17 protein-coding genes (1 of these 17 only partly in view) are annotated in these 16,608 nt (G+C 55.3%); 10 read left to right on the top strand and 7 right to left on the bottom strand.

All coding sequences use genetic code 11. The features are described 5' to 3' along the window. The 7 genes in view from nusA to H7F08_RS01430 are tightly spaced (at most 53 nt apart) and all read left to right on the top strand, a layout consistent with a single transcriptional unit that may run on beyond the window. A protein-coding gene (nusA, locus tag H7F08_RS01460; protein WP_193639697.1) for a transcription termination factor NusA crosses the window boundary here: on the top strand, positions 1-821 show its 3' portion. 661 nt of this gene lie to the left of the window's left edge; 821 of the gene's 1,482 nt are visible here — the last part of the coding sequence; the start codon falls outside the window, past its left edge; it ends in the stop codon at positions 819-821. Positions 822-874: 53 nt separating this feature from the next. Then, complete coding sequence (gene infB, locus H7F08_RS01455; protein WP_193639696.1) at positions 875-3,496, top strand: translation initiation factor IF-2; 2,622 nt, start codon at positions 875-877, stop codon at positions 3,494-3,496. A 9-nt stretch (positions 3,497-3,505) separates the two neighbouring features. Then, a complete protein-coding gene (locus tag H7F08_RS01450) occupies positions 3,506-3,889 on the top strand; it encodes a ribosome-binding factor A (RefSeq protein WP_031575832.1) in 384 nt (127 codons plus the stop codon). Positions 3,890-3,891: 2 nt separating this feature from the next. Next, entirely contained in the window at positions 3,892-4,773 is an 882-nt protein-coding gene (gene truB / locus H7F08_RS01445) for a tRNA pseudouridine(55) synthase TruB (RefSeq protein ID WP_031575829.1), read from the top strand. Between the two features lie 39 nt (positions 4,774-4,812). After that, positions 4,813-5,082: a 30S ribosomal protein S15 gene (gene rpsO / locus H7F08_RS01440; protein ID WP_010641513.1), complete on the top strand. Its 270-nt coding sequence runs from the start codon at positions 4,813-4,815 to the stop codon at positions 5,080-5,082. A 10-nt stretch (positions 5,083-5,092) separates the two neighbouring features. Beyond that, positions 5,093-7,171, top strand: a complete 2,079-nt coding sequence (gene pnp / locus H7F08_RS01435; RefSeq protein WP_051690767.1) for a polyribonucleotide nucleotidyltransferase — start codon at positions 5,093-5,095, stop codon at positions 7,169-7,171. A 17-nt stretch (positions 7,172-7,188) separates the two neighbouring features. After that, complete coding sequence (locus H7F08_RS01430) at positions 7,189-8,433, top strand: M16 family metallopeptidase (RefSeq protein WP_226831183.1); 1,245 nt, start codon at positions 7,189-7,191, stop codon at positions 8,431-8,433. Here H7F08_RS01430 and gloB read toward each other — a convergent pair. Then, positions 8,430-9,182: a hydroxyacylglutathione hydrolase gene (gene gloB, locus H7F08_RS01425; RefSeq protein WP_193639695.1), complete on the bottom strand. Its 753-nt coding sequence runs from the start codon at positions 9,180-9,182 to the stop codon at positions 8,430-8,432. The genes H7F08_RS01430 and gloB overlap by 4 nt on opposite strands. 102 nt (positions 9,183-9,284) lie before the next feature. Here gloB and H7F08_RS01420 point away from each other — a divergent pair, with 102 nt between their 5' ends. Genes H7F08_RS01420 through dnaQ form a run of 3 tightly spaced genes read left to right on the top strand, consistent with a single transcriptional unit; the run spans position 9,285 to position 11,250 of the window. Next, positions 9,285-10,055, top strand: a complete 771-nt coding sequence (locus H7F08_RS01420; protein ID WP_031575813.1) for a class I SAM-dependent methyltransferase — start codon at positions 9,285-9,287, stop codon at positions 10,053-10,055. Further along, entirely contained in the window at positions 10,055-10,531 is a 477-nt protein-coding gene (rnhA, locus tag H7F08_RS01415; RefSeq protein WP_010641519.1) for a ribonuclease HI, read from the top strand. The genes H7F08_RS01420 and rnhA overlap by 1 nt, the downstream gene beginning before the upstream one ends. Further along, positions 10,522-11,250, top strand: a complete 729-nt coding sequence (dnaQ, locus tag H7F08_RS01410) for a DNA polymerase III subunit epsilon (RefSeq protein WP_193639694.1) — start codon at positions 10,522-10,524, stop codon at positions 11,248-11,250. The genes rnhA and dnaQ overlap by 10 nt, the downstream gene beginning before the upstream one ends. Positions 11,251-11,261: 11 nt before the next feature. Here dnaQ and gloA read toward each other — a convergent pair whose 3' ends face one another. The 6 genes from gloA to H7F08_RS01380 all read right to left on the bottom strand — a co-directional run bounded on the left by gloA (position 11,262) and on the right by H7F08_RS01380 (position 16,545). After that, complete coding sequence (gene gloA / locus H7F08_RS01405; protein WP_010641521.1) at positions 11,262-11,648, bottom strand: lactoylglutathione lyase; 387 nt, start codon at positions 11,646-11,648, stop codon at positions 11,262-11,264. A 48-nt stretch (positions 11,649-11,696) separates the two neighbouring features. Continuing rightward, positions 11,697-12,896 (bottom strand): argininosuccinate synthase, encoded by a 1,200-nt coding sequence (locus H7F08_RS01400; RefSeq protein WP_142089449.1) that lies wholly within the window; start codon positions 12,894-12,896, stop codon positions 11,697-11,699. Further along, a complete protein-coding gene (gene argF / locus H7F08_RS01395) occupies positions 12,897-13,835 on the bottom strand; it encodes an ornithine carbamoyltransferase (protein ID WP_193639693.1) in 939 nt (312 codons plus the stop codon). It lies immediately after the preceding gene. Beyond that, positions 13,832-14,998, bottom strand: a complete 1,167-nt coding sequence (locus tag H7F08_RS01390; protein WP_193639692.1) for an aspartate aminotransferase family protein — start codon at positions 14,996-14,998, stop codon at positions 13,832-13,834. The genes argF and H7F08_RS01390 overlap by 4 nt, the downstream gene beginning before the upstream one ends. Further along, a complete protein-coding gene (locus tag H7F08_RS01385; RefSeq protein ID WP_010641528.1) occupies positions 14,998-16,224 on the bottom strand; it encodes an aspartate kinase in 1,227 nt (408 codons plus the stop codon). The genes H7F08_RS01390 and H7F08_RS01385 overlap by 1 nt, the downstream gene beginning before the upstream one ends. Positions 16,225-16,335: 111 nt before the next feature. Then, positions 16,336-16,545 (bottom strand): DUF2892 domain-containing protein, encoded by a 210-nt coding sequence (locus tag H7F08_RS01380; RefSeq protein ID WP_010641530.1) that lies wholly within the window; start codon positions 16,543-16,545, stop codon positions 16,336-16,338. Positions 16,546-16,608 lie beyond the last annotated feature (63 nt).

Genomic DNA, 16,608 nt, shown 5'->3' with positions numbered 1-16,608 from the left:
GTATGATCGAAATCATGGGCGCGGCACGGGATCCTGGCTTGCGCGCGAAACTGGCGGTGCGCTCCAATGACCCTCGGGTGGATCCAGTGGGTGCCTGTGTCGGCTTGCGCGGTAATCGCGTCCAGACGGTCATCAATGAACTCAAGGGTGAGCGTATTGATATCGTCATCTGGTCGGCAGATCCGGCTAGTTATGTCATCAATGCCTTATCACCGGCCGAAGTGTCGAGTATTGTGGTAGATGAAAACACCCACAGTATGGATGTGGTCGTCGATGCTGAAAACCTCTCGCAGGCCATCGGGCGCGGCGGGCAAAATGTGCGCCTGGCCACGCAGTTGACAGGATGGACCATCAATATCCTGACGGAAGAAGAAGCCCAGGCCAAACGTGACGAAGAAGATTCCAAGTTCCTGAATCATTTTGTTCAAGAGTTGGGCGTGGATGAAGATCTGGCGCAACTGCTGGTCAGCGAGGGCTTTACCTCCATTGAGGAAGTGGCTTATGTGCCGGTTGCCGAGATGATGGAAATTGAAGGGCTTGATGAAGAACTGGTCAGCGAACTGCGGCGTCGGGCGCGCGATATGCTTTTGAACAAAGCCATTGCCCAGGAAGAACAGGTGGCCTTAAGTGAACCTGGTGAGGACCTGCTAAGCCTGAAAGAAATGGATAAAGGCCTGGCCCATCTGCTGGCCAGCAAGGGTGTGGTCACTGCCGAAGATTTGGCGGAGCTGGCAGCCAGCGAGTTATGTGAGATGGTCGGGATTGATGAAGAGCGTGCGAAAGCTCTTATTCTGGAGGCGCGTGCGCCCTGGTTTGCTTAATACGAACCCTGTGAACGCATTGTGCGAACAAGTGGTTTTGGAGAAAGAGGATTATGACGGTAACTGTCGCCAATTTTGCAGCTGAATTAGGTGTAACCCATGCGCGCTTGTTGGAGCAGTTGAATGCTGCGGGCATCGTGAAAAAAACAGCCGACGATGTAGTCACTGAAGACGACAAACATCGGTTGCTGGCTTCGTTACGCAGTGCCCATGGAGAAGGAAGTGGCGAGCTGCGGCGAATCACCCTGAACCGTACCAGCACCTCTGAAATCAAGCAGTCGGTCGGTGCGGGAAAATCCCGTACTGTACAGGTGGAGGTCCGGCGTAAGAGAACCTACGTCAAACGCGAGGTGACCGCAGATGAACCGGTAGAACAGTTGCCTGTTACGGAAAGTCAGGTTGCTGAGCCGGTTACAGCCGTCGAAACATCGCCCCCCGAGATCGAGACGCTGGCGAGCCCCGTTGACGTTGCCGTCACGGAGACTGTCCAGGACTCAGCCGCCCCTGTTGCCCAGCAGGATGCTCCCGAACCGGTAGAATCGGTAGCGCAACCCGTGGTGACAACCCCCGAAGCTATACCGGCAGTGGAGCCAAAAGCGCCAGGCGCTGAACGTCAGCCTGCTGCCCGTGCCCATAGCGAACGCGCTGCGGCACCGGATCGTAACCGTGCTCCAGTCAGCGAACGCCCGCGTCCCGCAGCAACTGCCCCGGCTAAAGCACCCTCGGCCCCGCCGCGTGGTAAAAAAGCAGGCCCGGCAGGTCGTGGAGAGGATGATCGTTCCGGTGCCGGACGGCGTGGTCCACGTCGTAATGATGAGGGCGGCAATGCCGATGCTTTAGGGCGTCGGCGTAAACCTGGAGACAAGAAAAACCGGAATCGCGGTACGCAGATGGGCAATGAAGCCATCATGGCACCGGTGATTCGCGAAGTAGCCGTCCCCGAAACCATTACGGTGGGTGAATTGGCCAGCCGCATGGCGATCAAGGCCACGGATGTCATCAAGGCCATGATGAAAATGGGCGTGATGGCGACCATCAATCAGGTGATTGACCAGGAAACGGCGGCTATTGTCGTTGAAGAATTAGGTCATAAGGTCAAGATGGTAGCCATGACCAGTCCCGAAGCCTTCCTGATGGATGAAGGCAGTACGGAGACCCCGATTATTGGCAGACGGCCCCCCGTGGTCACGGTAATGGGGCATGTAGACCATGGTAAAACCTCACTGCTGGACCGGATTCGTTCGGCGCAGGTAGCCAGTGGGGAAGCAGGAGGAATCACCCAGCATATTGGTGCTTATCATGTGGAAACGCCCAAAGGCATGGTAACTTTTCTGGATACCCCAGGCCATGAAGCCTTTACCGCCATGCGGGCCCGAGGTGCTCAGGCTACCGATATTGTCGTTCTGGTAGTGGCGGCAGATGACGGTGTGATGCCGCAAACCATTGAAGCCATCCATCATGCCAAGGCGGCACATGTGCCGATTGTTGTGGCCGTCAACAAAATCGACAAACCCGGAGTGGACCCTGAACGGATCCGACAGGAGTTGGCAGGTCATGAGGTGGTTCCTGAAGAATGGGGTGGAGACGCGCAGTTTGTGAATGTTTCGGCCAAGGCCGGTCTGCATATTGATGATCTCCTGGATGCGATCCTGTTGCAGGCGGAAATGCTCGAACTGGATGTGCAGAGTAATGGTCCGGCCAAGGGTGTGGTCATTGAGTCCCGTCTTGATCGGGGTCGGGGTGTAGTGGCCACGGTACTGGTTCGGCAGGGTACCCTGCATGCTGGGGATATGCTCCTGGCGGGAGCCCAGTTTGGGCGCGTGAAAGCGCTGGTTAATGATGCCGGACAAAGTACGCAGGAAGTAGGCCCCGGTTTGCCTGCCGAGGTTCTCGGCCTCAGTGATGTTCCCCATGCGGGTGACGAGGTTGTGGTTGTGGCCGATGAGCGCAAGGCGCGTGAAGTCGCGCTGTTCCGTCAGGGCAAGTTCCGTGATGTGCGTCTTGCCAAAAACCAGAAGGCTTCCCTGGAGAGTCTCTTTGAAGCCGCTGCGGATGGTCAGTTGCAGCAGTTGAATCTGTTGATCAAGGCTGACGTGCAAGGTTCGGTAGAAGCATTGAGTACGACGCTGGAGCGCCTTTCCACTTCAGAAGTAAAAGTGACCGTTATTCACTCGGGTGTGGGAGGTATTACTGAATCGGATGTGAATCTGGCGGCAGCTTCGCAAGCGGTGCTTATCGGCTTTAATGTACGGGCGGAAGCTCAGGCCCGTCGCCTCATAGAAAGCACTGGCGTAGATGTACGTTATCACAGCGTGATTTATGATGCCGTGGATGAAGTCAAAGCCGCCATGAGTGGTATGCTGGCACCGGAAATCCGTGAAAAAATCATTGGTCATGCTGAGGTCCGCGAAACATTCCGGGTTCCCAAAGTGGGTACGATCGCCGGCTGTATGGTCATCGATGGCGTTGTCCGCCGTAATGCCAAGGTCCGCGTGCTGCGACAGGACGTGGTCATCCACAGCGGTGAAATGGATTCTTTGCGCCGCTTCAAGGATGACGCCAAGGAAGTCCGGGAAGGTTTCGAGTGTGGTATCGGTCTGCGCAATTACAATGACCTCAAAAACGGGGATATCATTGAGGCCTACGAAACCACTGAAGTCGCGCGTACGGTCTAGGAGTTGGCGTTGCAGCATACTCATCGTGTTTATCCGCGCGGCGCCAGGGTATCTCACCTGCTCCGTGAAGAAATTGCCGCGCTGTTGCGCGAGTTGCATGGTCTTCCTGCTGATCTGGCGCTCTTGCCGCCCAGCATAACCATGGTCGACTTGCCAGCTGACATGCGTTCGGCAACCGTTTTCTTTTCCCTGATGGATGGTCCCGGGCGCGCCGCTGCGGTCCGCCAGATCCTCGATGCCCGGGCGGGAGAAATGCGTCAGATACTGGGGAAGCGGCTGGCCTTGCGGCGGATTCCGCCATTGCACTTTGTTTATGATGCGCGCTTTGATCGGGGTGCTGAAATGGCAGAAATTCTGGCGCATTTGCCGCCCGCTGCGGATGAGGAAGCGTGATCATGACCTGTCAGCATGGCCTGTTGTTGCTCGATAAGCCAGAGGGTTTAACCTCCAATGCGACCCTGCAGCGCGCCAAGCGGATTATGGGGATCAAAAAAGCGGGACATACCGGCAGCCTCGATCCCATTGCCACCGGGCTGCTGGTCCTGCTCTTTGGTGAGGCGACCAAAGTCTCTGATTACATTCTGAATGCCGACAAGTCCTACCGGGCGACCCTGCGGCTGGGACAGACAACCAGCACGGGTGATCGTGAGGGTGAGATTCTGGAAGAAAAAGCGGTCACGGTAGTGCGCGCCGATATCGAGGCCATGCTCCCGCGTTTTCTGGGAGAAATTGCCCAGATTCCTCCCATGTACTCGGCCATCAAGCAGGGTGGCAAGCCTTTGTACGAGCTGGCTCGTAAAGGGATTGAGGTGGAAAGGGCGCCGCGTCAGGTGCGCATTGACGGTTTGCGCCTGATAGAATTCACCGGGAATCGCCTGGTCATGGATGTGGATTGTTCCAAAGGTACCTACATTCGCAGTCTGGCGATGGATTTGGGCGCGGCCTTGGATTGTGGGGCTCATGTCGAAGCGTTGCGACGAACGTGCACAGGGCCATTCAGGATCGAGGACGCATTTACTCTGGAAGCGTTGGCAGAGCAGCAGAAACAGGGTGAATGTCCGTTAAAGGCGATGGATCTGGCACTGGAGTATTTGCCCGCCGTCACCCTGACGGAGAACACCGCTTATTATTTGCGTCAGGGGCAGGGTGTGGTGGTGGCACATGCACCTTCTCTGGGACGTATTCGCCTTTACGGACCGGGTGCGCAGTTTCTCGGTCTGGGAGAGGTCATGGACGACGGAAAGGTGGCGCCACGCCGCCTCATGAGCGTAAACTAGGGAGTATTGTTTTTTTAGAAGTTCCGAGGAGAAGAATTTATGTCGCTGTCGCGTGAAGTCAAAGCAGATGTTGTTCAGGGTTATGCTACCCATGCAGGAGATACGGGTTCTCCCGAAGTGCAGGTCGCCCTTTTGACCACTCGTATTGAAGGATTGGCTGATCATTTCAAAATTAACAAGCATGATCATCATTCCCGTCAAGGATTGCTGAAAATGGTGGGCCAACGCCGCAAGCTGCTGGATTACCTCAAAAAGCGTGATGTGAATCGTTATCGTTCGCTGATTGAGCGTCTGGGTCTGCGTAAGTAAGGAGAAGGTTTTGGCCATCATTCGGAAAGAGTTGGATTTCGGCGGACAGCGCCTGCATCTGGAAACAGGTCGTATGGCGCGTCAGGCTGATGGGGCGGTACTGGTTTCCAGTGGCGACACAGTGGTTCTGGTGACGGCCGTTGGCCGTCGTGAAATGAAACCCGGTCAGGACTTCTTCCCCTTGACGGTCAATTATCAGGAAAAAGCCTATGCTGCCGGTAAAATTCCGGGGGGCTTCTTCAAGCGCGAAGGTCGGCCAACTGAAAAAGAAACCCTGACCTCGCGACTGATTGATCGACCCATTCGTCCCTTGTTTCCCAAAGGCTTCATGAATGAAGTGCAGGTCATCGCCACGGTTCTTTCTGTGGATCGCGATCATGACCCGGACATTCTGGCGATGCTTGGTGCTTCGGCAGCCTTGGCGATTTCCGGTATTCCGTTCAGAGGTCCTATTGGGGGCGCCCGGGTGGGTTACGTCAATGGACAATATGTCCTGAATCCCAGCGCTGCCCAATTGGCTGAATCGCAGTTGGATCTGGTCGTGGCCGGAACCCGTAATGCGGTGTTGATGGTGGAATCAGAAGCCCAGCAACTGTCTGAAGAAGTAATGCTTGAGGCCGTCATGTTTGGGCACGCCGGATTCCAGCCGGTCATTGAGGCTATTGAGGCCCTGGCCCATGAAGTGGGTAAGACCAGCTGGAACTGGGTGGCACCCGTAGCCGATGAGGCTTTGGGTCAGCAGGTGCAGGCCAAGGCTTCGGGCTTGCTGCAGGAAGCCTACTCGTTGGTAGAAAAACAGGCGCGTAGTAAAAAGCTTGAAGAAATTCAGCAGCACATGGTTGCAGAATTAGCCTTAGAAGATGCGCAGCTGGCAGACATGGTGCGTGGTTTTGTTAAAAAAATCGAAACCGGTATTGTCCGGGGGCGGATTCTGGATGGTGCGCCGCGCATTGATGGGCGGGACACCAAGACCGTGCGACCCATTACGATTGAGGCGGGGGTTTTACCCCGCACCCATGGTTCGGCCCTGTTTACCCGGGGTGAAACCCAGGCTCTGGTCGTCGCAACTTTGGGAACCAAGGGCGATGAGCAGATTATCGACGCTCTTCAGGGAGAAAGTCGTGATCGCTTCATGCTCCATTATAATTTCCCGCCATTTTCCACCGGCGAAACGGGCATGGTGGGGTCACCCAAACGCCGTGAAATTGGTCACGGTCGTCTGGCAAAACGGGCAGTAGCCGCAGTGTTGCCGGAAGCCAGCGAATTTCCCTACAGCCTGCGGGTGGTTTCAGAAGTGCTGGAGTCCAATGGTTCTTCCAGTATGGCTACGGTGTGCGGCGCTTCATTGGCCCTGATGGATGCCGGTGTTCCGTTGAAGGCTCCCGTTGCCGGAGTCGCCATGGGACTGATCAAGGAAGGTGAGCGTTTTGCGGTCCTGACCGATATCCTGGGTGATGAAGATCATCTGGGTGACATGGATTTCAAGGTGGCGGGTACCGAACAGGGTGTGACTGCCCTGCAGATGGATATCAAAATTGACGGTATTACCCGTGAAATCATGGCTGCAGCCCTAAAACAGGCCCATGCCGGACGTCTTCATATTCTGGGTCTGATGAATGCAGTACTCGAAAAAGGCCGCGTCGAACTTTCGGATAACGCCCCGCGCATTATTACCATACACATCAACCCGGACAAAATCCGTGATGTCATCGGGCCGGGCGGTAAAGTCATTCGCGCCTTGACGGAAGAAACCGGTGCTGCCATTGATATTCAGGATAATGGTACGGTCACCATCGCCACGGTGGACAGTGAAGCCGGTGCTGCCGCCCGTCGGCGGATTGAACTGCTGACGGCGGAAGTACAGGTGGATACCATATATGATGGTAAAGTGGCAAAAATCATGGACTTTGGCGCTTTTGTCACCATTCTTCCGGGGCGTGATGGTCTGCTGCACATTTCCCAGATCAGCAGCGAGCGGGTCAGTGATGTCCACGACTACCTCAAGGAAGGGCAGGCAGTGCGGGTGAAAGTTCTGGAAGTTGATCGTCAGGGCAAAATCAAGCTCAGCATGAAGGACATTACCCAGTAATTCTGGATTTGGCGGTTTTGACAAAAAATATCGAAGCTTCTGTAAGCACGCTGGATAACGGCGTTGTCGTTCTCAGCGAAAGGTTGCCGGATCGCCAAAGCGTGGCCCTGTCCCTGACCTTGGGAAATGGTAGCCGTGATCAGGCTGCAGATGAAAACGGTTTTGCCCATCTCCTGGAACACATGCTCTTCAAGGGCAGTACCAAAAGAGATGGAGATGCACTGAATGCAGCGATGGAATCCCTGGGCGGGACCATCAATGCCTTCACCGATCGTGAGAGTACTGTTTTCCATGGCACGGTGCTGGCCGAGGATGCTCAGGAAGCTTTTGTCCTGCTCAGTGAAATGCTCACGCACCCACGTTTTGATCACGCGGATTTACGTCTGGAAAAACAGGTGGTCGCCCAGGAGGCCGCCATGGCTGCCGAGGACCTGGAGGATTGGGTACAGGAACGGGCCTTATTGGAGATATGGGGAGAGCACCCCCTGGCCTGGCCCGTGTTGGGCAAGGCCAGCTGTATTCGTGCAGCCAGCCGTAAACGCATACAGGCCTATCACGAGCGGGTTTTGGCCGAATCGCCTCTGATTGTTACGGCTGTTGGTGCTGTGGATCATGAGCGTTTGTGTGGATGGGTGCAGCATGCCTTTCCCGAAACGCGTCGTCCGGCCCCCCTGCAAAATGGCTTGCCCCCCCGCTTTCAGCTTGGTAAAAAAAATCTGCGTCGTTCAGAAGCCCGTCAGGCGCATTTGGTCTGGATGGCACCAGCTTGTTCCGTCGAATCAGAAGACTATCTCGCTCATGTGGTGGCCAATGCCATTCTGGGGGGAGGCACCGCCTCTTATTTATTCCGGGAACTCCGGGAAAGGCGTGGATTGGCGTATCAGGTATTTTCCCATCTGGATGCTTTGCGCGACTGTGGCGAATGGTCGTTGTATGTAGCCACCCCGGAAGATAAAGCCCATGAAGCCGGCAAGGCGATGTCCGAAGTGCTGTCTAAATTGCTGAGTGAGGGACCCGGTTCGAGCGATATGCTCTGGGCAAAACGCAGCTTGCGGATTCAGTTGTTGCTCGGACAGGAAGATGCCGAAGTGCGCATGAGTCGGCTGGCTCGCCAGTGGCTTTATCTGGGCCGCCTGCATTCGGCAGAACAATCCTTGCAGAAACTGGAGCTTGTGGATGCAGAAGCCGTACGTCGGGTTTTGCGCGAAGCCTGGGAACAACGCCTGGAAATGAGCTGCTTACCCTCACGCCGCAAGACTTAGGAAAACTGGTCCTTCCAGCGTCGCAAAGCGGTAAATACAGATAATGCCGTGCCGCCGCTGAGGGGGTCAAAGTGCCGGGCACTGGCAATCAGCGCAGGATCAGCACAGCGCAGAAAAGGATTGCTGGCGCGTTCCAGAGCAATGCTTGACGGCAAGGTGGGTTGTCCACGCTCGCGCTGCTTTTGGGCTTGTATTTGTCTGTCCCGAATAACCGGGTTGCCGGGATCCACCAAAGCTGCAAAACGCAAATTATTCTCGGTGTATTCGTGGGCGCAGTACACCGCTGTCTCCGGAGGAAGCGCGGCAAGCTGCTGCAAGCTATGGAACAACATCTCGGGAGTACCTTCAAAGATCCGTCCGCAGCCGGCAGCAAAAAGTGTGTCTCCGCAAAACAGAGACGCATTCCAGACATAAGCGATGTGATCCCGGGTATGACCCGGAACTTCCATGACCTGGATTTCTACGGAGCCAATGGCCAGTTTTCCGGCAGCAACCGGATGGGTCAGGGCGGGTATCCGCTTATTGGCACCATAGACAGGAATGCGGAAATGGTCGGCGAGGGCAGCTACGCCCCCTGTATGATCGGCATGATGATGCGTGCAGAGTATGGCCGTCGGCACCATCTGTCTGGGCGCAAGCCATTGAAAAACCGGTTCGGCGTCGCCGGGATCGACAATCCAGACACCGGCGCTGCTTTCCAGCACATAAATGTAGTTATCCGCAAATGCAGGAATGAAATGCACAGACATGTTTGGTTCTCAGGGCAAGCGGGTTACCATAAGCCTACTATGGGAGTTGGTTGGGGTCACGCACACTTGGGTTTTTTGTCATGTTGAAGCGGTTTTACTGAAATGCCGGGGCGGGGACGTCTTAGCCGGCCGCAAGAACAACGGGCTGCCGTGTGGTGGGATAGTGGTGCCGGACGTCTGCTGCTGGATCGGGCTCGAGATATTCTCCCACGCTGGATTGAGCGTTTGCAGCCGGAAACGGTTTTGCAACTGGGGCAACCGCTATTCTGGGGAATGCCTCCAGGCACAGAGCGAACCTGGGTGTTGCTGAATGATGGCGCCGCATTGCCACCGGAAGCTTATTTGCAGGTTTGCGGGGCCTGTCCGGATATGCCCTTTGCGCCCATGCGCTTTGATCTGGTTATTGTTCCCTTTTGTTTGAGTCGAATGGGTGATCCTGAAGCGGTGCTGGACGAATGCTGGCGGGTGCTGCGCCCTGAAGGTCATGTATTGATCATGGATTTTAATCCCGGGGGGAGCTTGAGCTTCATGCGCCGCTGGCGTTTATGGCGGCGGGATCGGGCCTGGCCCTGGCGTCGTCCCTTTCTGCCCTTAGGGAAGTTGCGTACCCTGCTCGAAAATCAGGATTTTATACTGAAAGAAGGGCGCTACTTTCAGTACACCCTGCCGGGTTTGGAAAAAAATGCACAATGGATGGAGCTCGTGGGTGACCGCTGGTGGCCGGCGGGTGCAAACGCTTATTTATTGCTGGCCCAACGCCGTGACCCTGAGCGACCTTTGGTCGGCTTGGCTACGCCCGTAAAATTGCGTCGGGAGCGTCGTAAAGTCAGCTCTGAAGCCCCGGCAGCTTATGATCACTCGGAGCTGGGATGATGACGGATAAAATTGTGGAATTGTTTACGGATGGGGGTTGCCGAGGTAATCCCGGCATCGGGGCCTGGGGTGCCTGGTTGCGGCGCGAAACACAGGAGAAGGTGCTCTGGGGATTTGAACCGGAAACCACCAACAACCGCATGGAATTGACAGCGGCTCTGCGCGGTCTCGAAGCCCTGAAACGTCCAACCCGGGTCCGCGTGATCAGTGATTCCCGTTATTTGCGTGATGGTATGACCCAGTGGTTGCCAGGTTGGCAACGGCGCGGCTGGCGCACGGCGGGTGGGGATCCAGTCAAAAATCAGGATATCTGGGAGCTTCTGGTAAAAGCCTCTGCTCCCCATGAGGTAGAATGGGAATGGGTGCGCGGGCATTCCGGTCATGTGGAAAATGAAAAGGTCGATGCCCTGTTGAATCAGGTCATGAATCAGTACGGCGCGCACCAGCAGCGCGAAGAGGGGGAAGGATGGCTTTAAGACAGGTGGTGCTGGATACAGAAACGACTGGTATTGACTGGAAACAGGGTCATCGGGTCATTGAAATTGGCGCGGTAGAGTTGCTGGATCGCCGTTTGACGGGGAATAATTACCAGCAGTACCTCAACCCCCAGCGCAGCAGTGATCCCGAAGCCCTGCGTGTGCATGGCCTCACCGATGCGTTTCTTGCGGACAAACCATTATTCGCCGAAGTGGCTGAGAACTTTCTGAACTATCTGGGTGATGCAGAGCTGATTATTCACAATGCGCCCTTTGATCTGGGTTTTTTGAACCATGAACTCGGAAAAATAGAAAAAATGCCTCTGAATCATAAAGTTCTGGATACTTTGGTGGATGCCCGTCGTCGTCATCCCGGGCAGAAAAATGACCTGAACAGCCTGTGCCGACGATATAATGTCGACAATAGTCACCGTGAGCTGCACGGCGCTTTGCTGGATTGCGAAATCCTGGCCAAGGTCTACCTCGGCATGACGGGGGGGCAGGTGGATATGATGGGCTTGTTGAATGCTTCAGAGGAGCAGTCGGGAACGGAGTCTTCCCGAGATTCTGCGACTTCTGTACAAATTGCTCAATTCAACAGCAGCACGGCGGCAGGGCGGCCGCGATTGCGGGTTATTCGCGCCACTGCGGAAGAAACTGCCCTGCATGCCCAATATTTAGAGGATATGGGCGGAAAAGCTCTATGGAATGCGCCATAAAGCGCTGTAACTTATTGTTTGTGCTCAATGAGCTCGATGCGGTAACCGTCAGGATCTTCCACAAAGGCAATGATGGTACTGCCGTGTTTCATAGGTCCTGCTTCGCGCACCACTTTGCCACCCCGCCCACGAATGGCATCGCAAGCCGCAGCGGCATTTTCCACTTCCAGGGCAATATGCCCGAAGGCATCACCGAGTGAGTAATGATCTACGCCCCAATTGTAGGTCAGCTCAATGACGGCTCCGGCGCTTTCCTCCTGATAGCCCACAAAAGCGAGGGTAAACTTGCCGTCGGGATAATCTTTGCGGCGTAACAGATGCATGCCGAGGACTTCCGTATAAAACTGGATGGAGCGATCCAAATCACCCACCCGTAGCATGGTATGTAAAAGACGCATTTGACTCTCCTTGCACAGGTTACTGTGCGGTTTTTGTCCAGAGATGTATTACCCCTGCAAGCGTTTTTCAATCCGCAGACGCAGGGCGTTGAGCTTGATGAACCCTTCTGCATCTTTCTGATTATAGGCGCCAGCATCATCTTCGAAGGTCGCAATGCGGGGATCAAACAGACTTTCCTGAGACTTGCGACCGACTACACTGCAGGTCCCCTTAAAGAGCTTGACGCGAACCACGCCGCTCACCAGACGCTGGGTCTGGTCGATCAGGGTCTGCAGAGCGCGGCGTTCCGGACTCCACCAGAAGCCATTGTAGACAATGCTGGCATAGCGGGGCATCAGCTCATCCTTGAGATGGGCGACTTCCCGATCGAGGGTAATGGATTCAATGGCGCGATGGGCCTTGAGCAAAATGTTACCGCCAGGCGTTTCATAGCAGCCTCGCGACTTCATGCCGACATAACGGTTCTCGACAATATCCAGGCGGCCGACGCCATGCTCGCCACCTACGGTATTGAGGTGCGCCAGTAATTGCTCAGGATTCAGGGCTTCACCGTCCACCGCGATGGGATCACCATGGGCATAGGTGACTTCCAGATAGCGGGGTTGATCCGGTGCTTTCTCAGGCGCTGTAGTCCAGCGCCACATGCTCTCTTCGGCCTCCGCCCAGGGGTCTTCCAGAATGCCGCCTTCATAGGAAATATGGAGAAGATTGGCATCCATGGAGTAGGGCGACTTTTTACCATGTTTTTCCACAGGAATACCGTGTTTTTCGGCATACTTGAGGAGCTTTTCACGGGAGTTCAGGTCCCATTCCCGCCAGGGAGCAATGACCTGAATGGCCGGGTTCAGGGCGTAAGCACCCAGTTCAAAGCGGACCTGATCGTTGCCCTTGCCGGTGGCTCCATGAGCAACGGCATCAGCACCTACTTCAGCGGCAATTTCCACCATGCGCTTGGCGATAAGGGGCCGGGCAATGGAAGTCCCCAGCAGGTATTCCCCCTCATAAATGGTATTGGCGCGAAACATGGGAAATACATAATCGCGGACAAATTCCTGACGGAGGTCGTCAATGAATATTTCCTTGGCACCGAGCTTTTCTGCCTTGATGCGGGCTGGCTCTACTTCTTCACCCTGACCGATATCTGCCGTAAAGGTGACAACATCACATTGATATTGATCTTGCAGCCATTTGAGAATGACCGAGGTATCGAGACCCCCTGAGTAGGCGAGAACGACTTTTTTGACCATTTAAGAAGCTCCTTGCAAAGCGGCCACAGGGCCGATGCCAAATAAAAATTCCATGAGCGCCTTCTGGGCGTGCAGGCGATTTTCCGCCTCTTCCCAGACGACAGAAAGGGGACCATCCATAATATCTGCGCTGACTTCTTCTCCGCGATGTGCCGGAAGGCAGTGCATGAACAAAGCGCCAGGCGCAGCAGCAGCCATGAGGGTATGATTCACCTGAAAATCCTGAAGAATGGCGCGGCGCTGCCCGGCCTCCTGTTCCTGGCCCATGCTGGTCCAGACATCCGTTACAACCAGATCGGCACCTTCCACTGCTGAAACGGGATCGTGGAGGACGGTAACATATTCTCCCCCGGTTGCCAGCATGTCGGCGCTGGGAGCATAGGGAGCAGGGCTGCCGATACGCAGACTGAAATTGAAAATGCGTGCGGCCTCCATCCAGGAATGGGCCATGTTGTTGGCTCCATCTCCTACATAGGCAACTCTCCTTCCTTCCAGTGTGCCCCAGTGTTCGGTGGCGGTCATGAGATCGGCAAGCAACTGGCAGGGGTGGTGGTCATCGGAAAGACCATTGATGACGGGCACTCTGGAGGCTGCGGCAAAGAGCTTGAGGTTGTCATGGCTGAAAGTGCGGATCATGACCATGTCTACCATCCGTGAAATCACCCGGGCGGTGTCTTCAATGCTTTCTCCGCGACCGAGTTGGGTGTCGCGTGGCGAGAGGAAAAGGGCATGTCCGCCCAGTTGCGCCATACCCGTCTCAAAGGAAACCCGGGTCCGGGTAGAGGACTTTTCAAAAATCATGGCCAGAGTCCGTCCGGTAAAGGGCATGTACCGTTCACCCTGGCGCTGCATGTGCTTGAGAGCAATAGCACGGTCCAGCAAGGCCTTTAGTTCGGCTTGGCTGAGATCGGCGAGGCTGAGAAAGTGACGTAGTTTCATGATGTGGGTTCCAGTAGTCGGACGATCCCGGCAACCAGCAGATCTATTTCCGATTCAGAAATAATGAGCGGTGGTAATAGCCGAATGACTTTGTCCGCAGTGACATTAATCAGAAAGCCTGCTTCCAGAGCCCGCTCTACCAGACGTTCGGGTTTTTGCGCCAGCTCAATACCGACCATCAAGCCCATACCGCGTATATCCCGAACCTCTGGATGCTGAGCCAGGGCATGACGCAGTTTCTGCTGCAACAGTGCCCCCATTTTGGCCGCCTGAGCAGGAATGTTGGCGTTTTCCATGGTGTCGAGTACCGCCTGGGCGGCAGCACAGACCAGGGGTCCACCCCCGAAAGTCGTCCCATGCTTACCTGGTCCAAACAGGTCAGCTGCCCTTTTGCGGGCAAGCAGGGCGCCAATGGGTACCCCGTTTCCCAGGCCTTTGGCCAGGCTGAGCACATCCGGAATAACGCCGTCAACCTGTTGATAGGCAAAGAAATTACCAGTACGACCGATGCCGGTTTGGACTTCGTCGAGCATGAGCAGCAGTCCGTGGGCATCACAAATACTGCGCAGATCCGCTAAAAATCCCTCGGGAGCAGGGCGCACGCCGCCCTCACCTTGTACGGGTTCAACCAGAATGGCAGCAATGGCCGGATTGGCGGCAATCAGTCCTCTGACCGTGCTGCTGTCGCCATAAGGAGCCCGCACAAAACCGGGTACCAGCGGTGCGAAGCCTTCCTGAATGCGGAAATTGCCCGTCGCCGTCAGCGCCGCCAGCGTGCGGCCATGAAAAGCCTGGGTAAATACCAGAACCTGTGGTTCGGCAATGCCTTTCTGATGGCCGTGGAGACGCGCCATTTTGATGGCTGCTTCGTTGGCTTCAGCGCCACTGTTACAGAAAAAGGCAGCATCCAGACCGCTGATGCGGCAGAGGCTGTCGGCCAGTTTTTCCTGCAGGGGAATCTGATAAAGATTGGATGTATGCAGCAGGGTGCCCGCTTGTGCCTGAAGGGCCTGGGTGACGGCAGGGTGGCAATGACCCAGACCCACTACCGCAATACCCGCCAGGGCATCCAGATAACGCCGTCCTTCGCTGTCGTAAAGCCACACGCCCTCTCCCCGGCTGAAAGCCACGGGCAGGCGTGCATAATTGTTCATGAGTGGCATCAGACTGGGGCCTCCCCATCCAGGTTGAAGGCGGCGTGCAGGGCCCGCACCGCCAGTTCCAGATATTTCTCTTCGATGACCACAGAGATCTTGATTTCCGAGGTGGAAATCATCTGAATATTGATGTTTTCCTTGCCCAGGGTGGCAAACATGGTGGCGGCAATACCCGCATGGGAGCGCATGCCGACACCCACTACCGATACCTTGACAATGTGGTCGTCGCCCCGCACATCTTCGGCTTCCAGTTTTTGGGCCACAGCGCCCAGAATATCTTTGGCCTGGGCGTATTCATTACGATCCACCGTGAAGGTGAAATCTGTTTTGCCGGCTTCGGAAATATTCTGCAGGATAACGTCCACGTTGATATTGGCTTCTGAGACGGGTCCCAGAATGGAATGGGCAATACCAGGGTGATCAGGAACGCCAATCATGGTGAGTTTGGCTTCGTTACGGGAGAAGGCGATGCCAGAAACGCGGGGAGCTTCCACAGAATTTTCCTCATTGGTAACCAGGGTGCCGGGCCCATCCTGAAAAGACGACAAGACCCGAACAGGAACATTGTACTTCATGGCAAACTCAACAGAGCGCGTCTGCAGTACCTTTGCGCCGAGGCTTGCCATTTCAAGCATTTCTTCAAAAGTAATGCGATCAAGGCGCCGCGCTCGCGACTCCACGCGCGGATCCGTTGTGTAAATGCCATCTACATCAGTAAAAATATCACATTCGTCGGCACGCAGGGCAGCCGCCAGTGCGACGGCAGTGGTGTCCGATCCACCGCGTCCCAAAGTAGTAATATTGCCATGCAGGTCGACGCCCTGGAAACCGGCAACTACTACAATCTTCCCGGATTCGAGGGCTGAACGAATTTTATGATCATCAATATGTTCAATGCGCGCCTTGGTATGGGCAGAATCCGTGGTAATGGCTACTTGGGTCCCGGTAAAAGACTGGGCCGCTTGTCCCATCTCTTCTAAAGCCATGCACAACAGGGCAATAGTCACCTGTTCTCCGGTGCTCAGCAGGGTATCCAGTTCACGCTCGGCAGGATGAGCCGCCATGGCTCGCGCCAGTTGCAAAAGGCGATCAGTCTCGCCAGACATGGCCGATACCACGACCACAACCTGATGCCCGGCCCGATGGGTAGCCATGACTTTTTCAGCAACCGCGCGAATGCGCTCGGGGTTGCCCACAGATGTTCCACCAAATTTTTGTACGATGAGTGCCATTGTCAGTGATTTTATGAAAAATTAAGGGCAAATCATAAAGCCTTGGGACGCGTTCGTACAGGATGGGGCGAGAAGCCCTCAACAGGGTGCTTTTTTATGAGATCTGCTTGCTTACTGTGACAGGTTTTCCGGTTTCCGGGTTTTTTTGAGGAAGGAGTACACCGGGCAATAACCGAAAACCCCCGTTGCTATGAGGAGAAGCCCCGAAAAAGTCCATTCCCGATAGGGGAAGGGATTGACGAAATAGATGAGAAAAATGATGGCGCCGAAGTAAAGGCGCAGCCAACGCTCGGTACTGTTCATGTTCTTGATGATTTTCATGATATGGCCGTCCTTAAATGAGAGGGCTGGGTATGAATACTAGACCGCTTCGGTCCGTGCCGC

The sequence above is a fragment of the Acidithiobacillus sp. HP-11 genome, assembly GCF_015100075.1.
Classification (GTDB): Bacteria; Pseudomonadota; Gammaproteobacteria; order Acidithiobacillales; family Acidithiobacillaceae; genus Acidithiobacillus; species Acidithiobacillus thiooxidans.
The sequence above is the reverse complement of the archived record's forward strand: the minus strand, read 5'-3'. Positions and strand labels throughout refer to the sequence as shown.

What these genes read in the sequence shown, in the direction of transcription:
- infB (WP_193639696.1), top strand. Translation starts at nt 875, where the DNA reads ATGACGGTAACTGTCGCCAATTTTGCAGCTGAATTAGGTGTAACCCAT.
- truB (WP_031575829.1), top strand. Translation starts at nt 3,892, where the DNA reads ATGACCTGTCAGCATGGCCTGTTGTTGCTCGATAAGCCAGAGGGTTTA.
- rpsO (WP_010641513.1), top strand. Translation starts at nt 4,813, where the DNA reads ATGTCGCTGTCGCGTGAAGTCAAAGCAGATGTTGTTCAGGGTTATGCT.
- gloB (WP_193639695.1), bottom strand. Translation starts at nt 9,182, where the DNA reads ATGTCTGTGCATTTCATTCCTGCATTTGCGGATAACTACATTTATGTG.
- H7F08_RS01420 (WP_031575813.1), top strand. Translation starts at nt 9,285, where the DNA reads ATGCCGGGGCGGGGACGTCTTAGCCGGCCGCAAGAACAACGGGCTGCC.
- rnhA (WP_010641519.1), top strand. Translation starts at nt 10,055, where the DNA reads ATGACGGATAAAATTGTGGAATTGTTTACGGATGGGGGTTGCCGAGGT.
- dnaQ (WP_193639694.1), top strand. Translation starts at nt 10,522, where the DNA reads ATGGCTTTAAGACAGGTGGTGCTGGATACAGAAACGACTGGTATTGAC.
- gloA (WP_010641521.1), bottom strand. Translation starts at nt 11,648, where the DNA reads ATGCGTCTTTTACATACCATGCTACGGGTGGGTGATTTGGATCGCTCC.
- H7F08_RS01400 (WP_142089449.1), bottom strand. Translation starts at nt 12,896, where the DNA reads ATGGTCAAAAAAGTCGTTCTCGCCTACTCAGGGGGTCTCGATACCTCG.
- argF (WP_193639693.1), bottom strand. Translation starts at nt 13,835, where the DNA reads ATGAAACTACGTCACTTTCTCAGCCTCGCCGATCTCAGCCAAGCCGAA.
- H7F08_RS01390 (WP_193639692.1), bottom strand. Translation starts at nt 14,998, where the DNA reads ATGCCACTCATGAACAATTATGCACGCCTGCCCGTGGCTTTCAGCCGG.
- H7F08_RS01385 (WP_010641528.1), bottom strand. Translation starts at nt 16,224, where the DNA reads ATGGCACTCATCGTACAAAAATTTGGTGGAACATCTGTGGGCAACCCC.
- H7F08_RS01380 (WP_010641530.1), bottom strand. Translation starts at nt 16,545, where the DNA reads ATGAAAATCATCAAGAACATGAACAGTACCGAGCGTTGGCTGCGCCTT.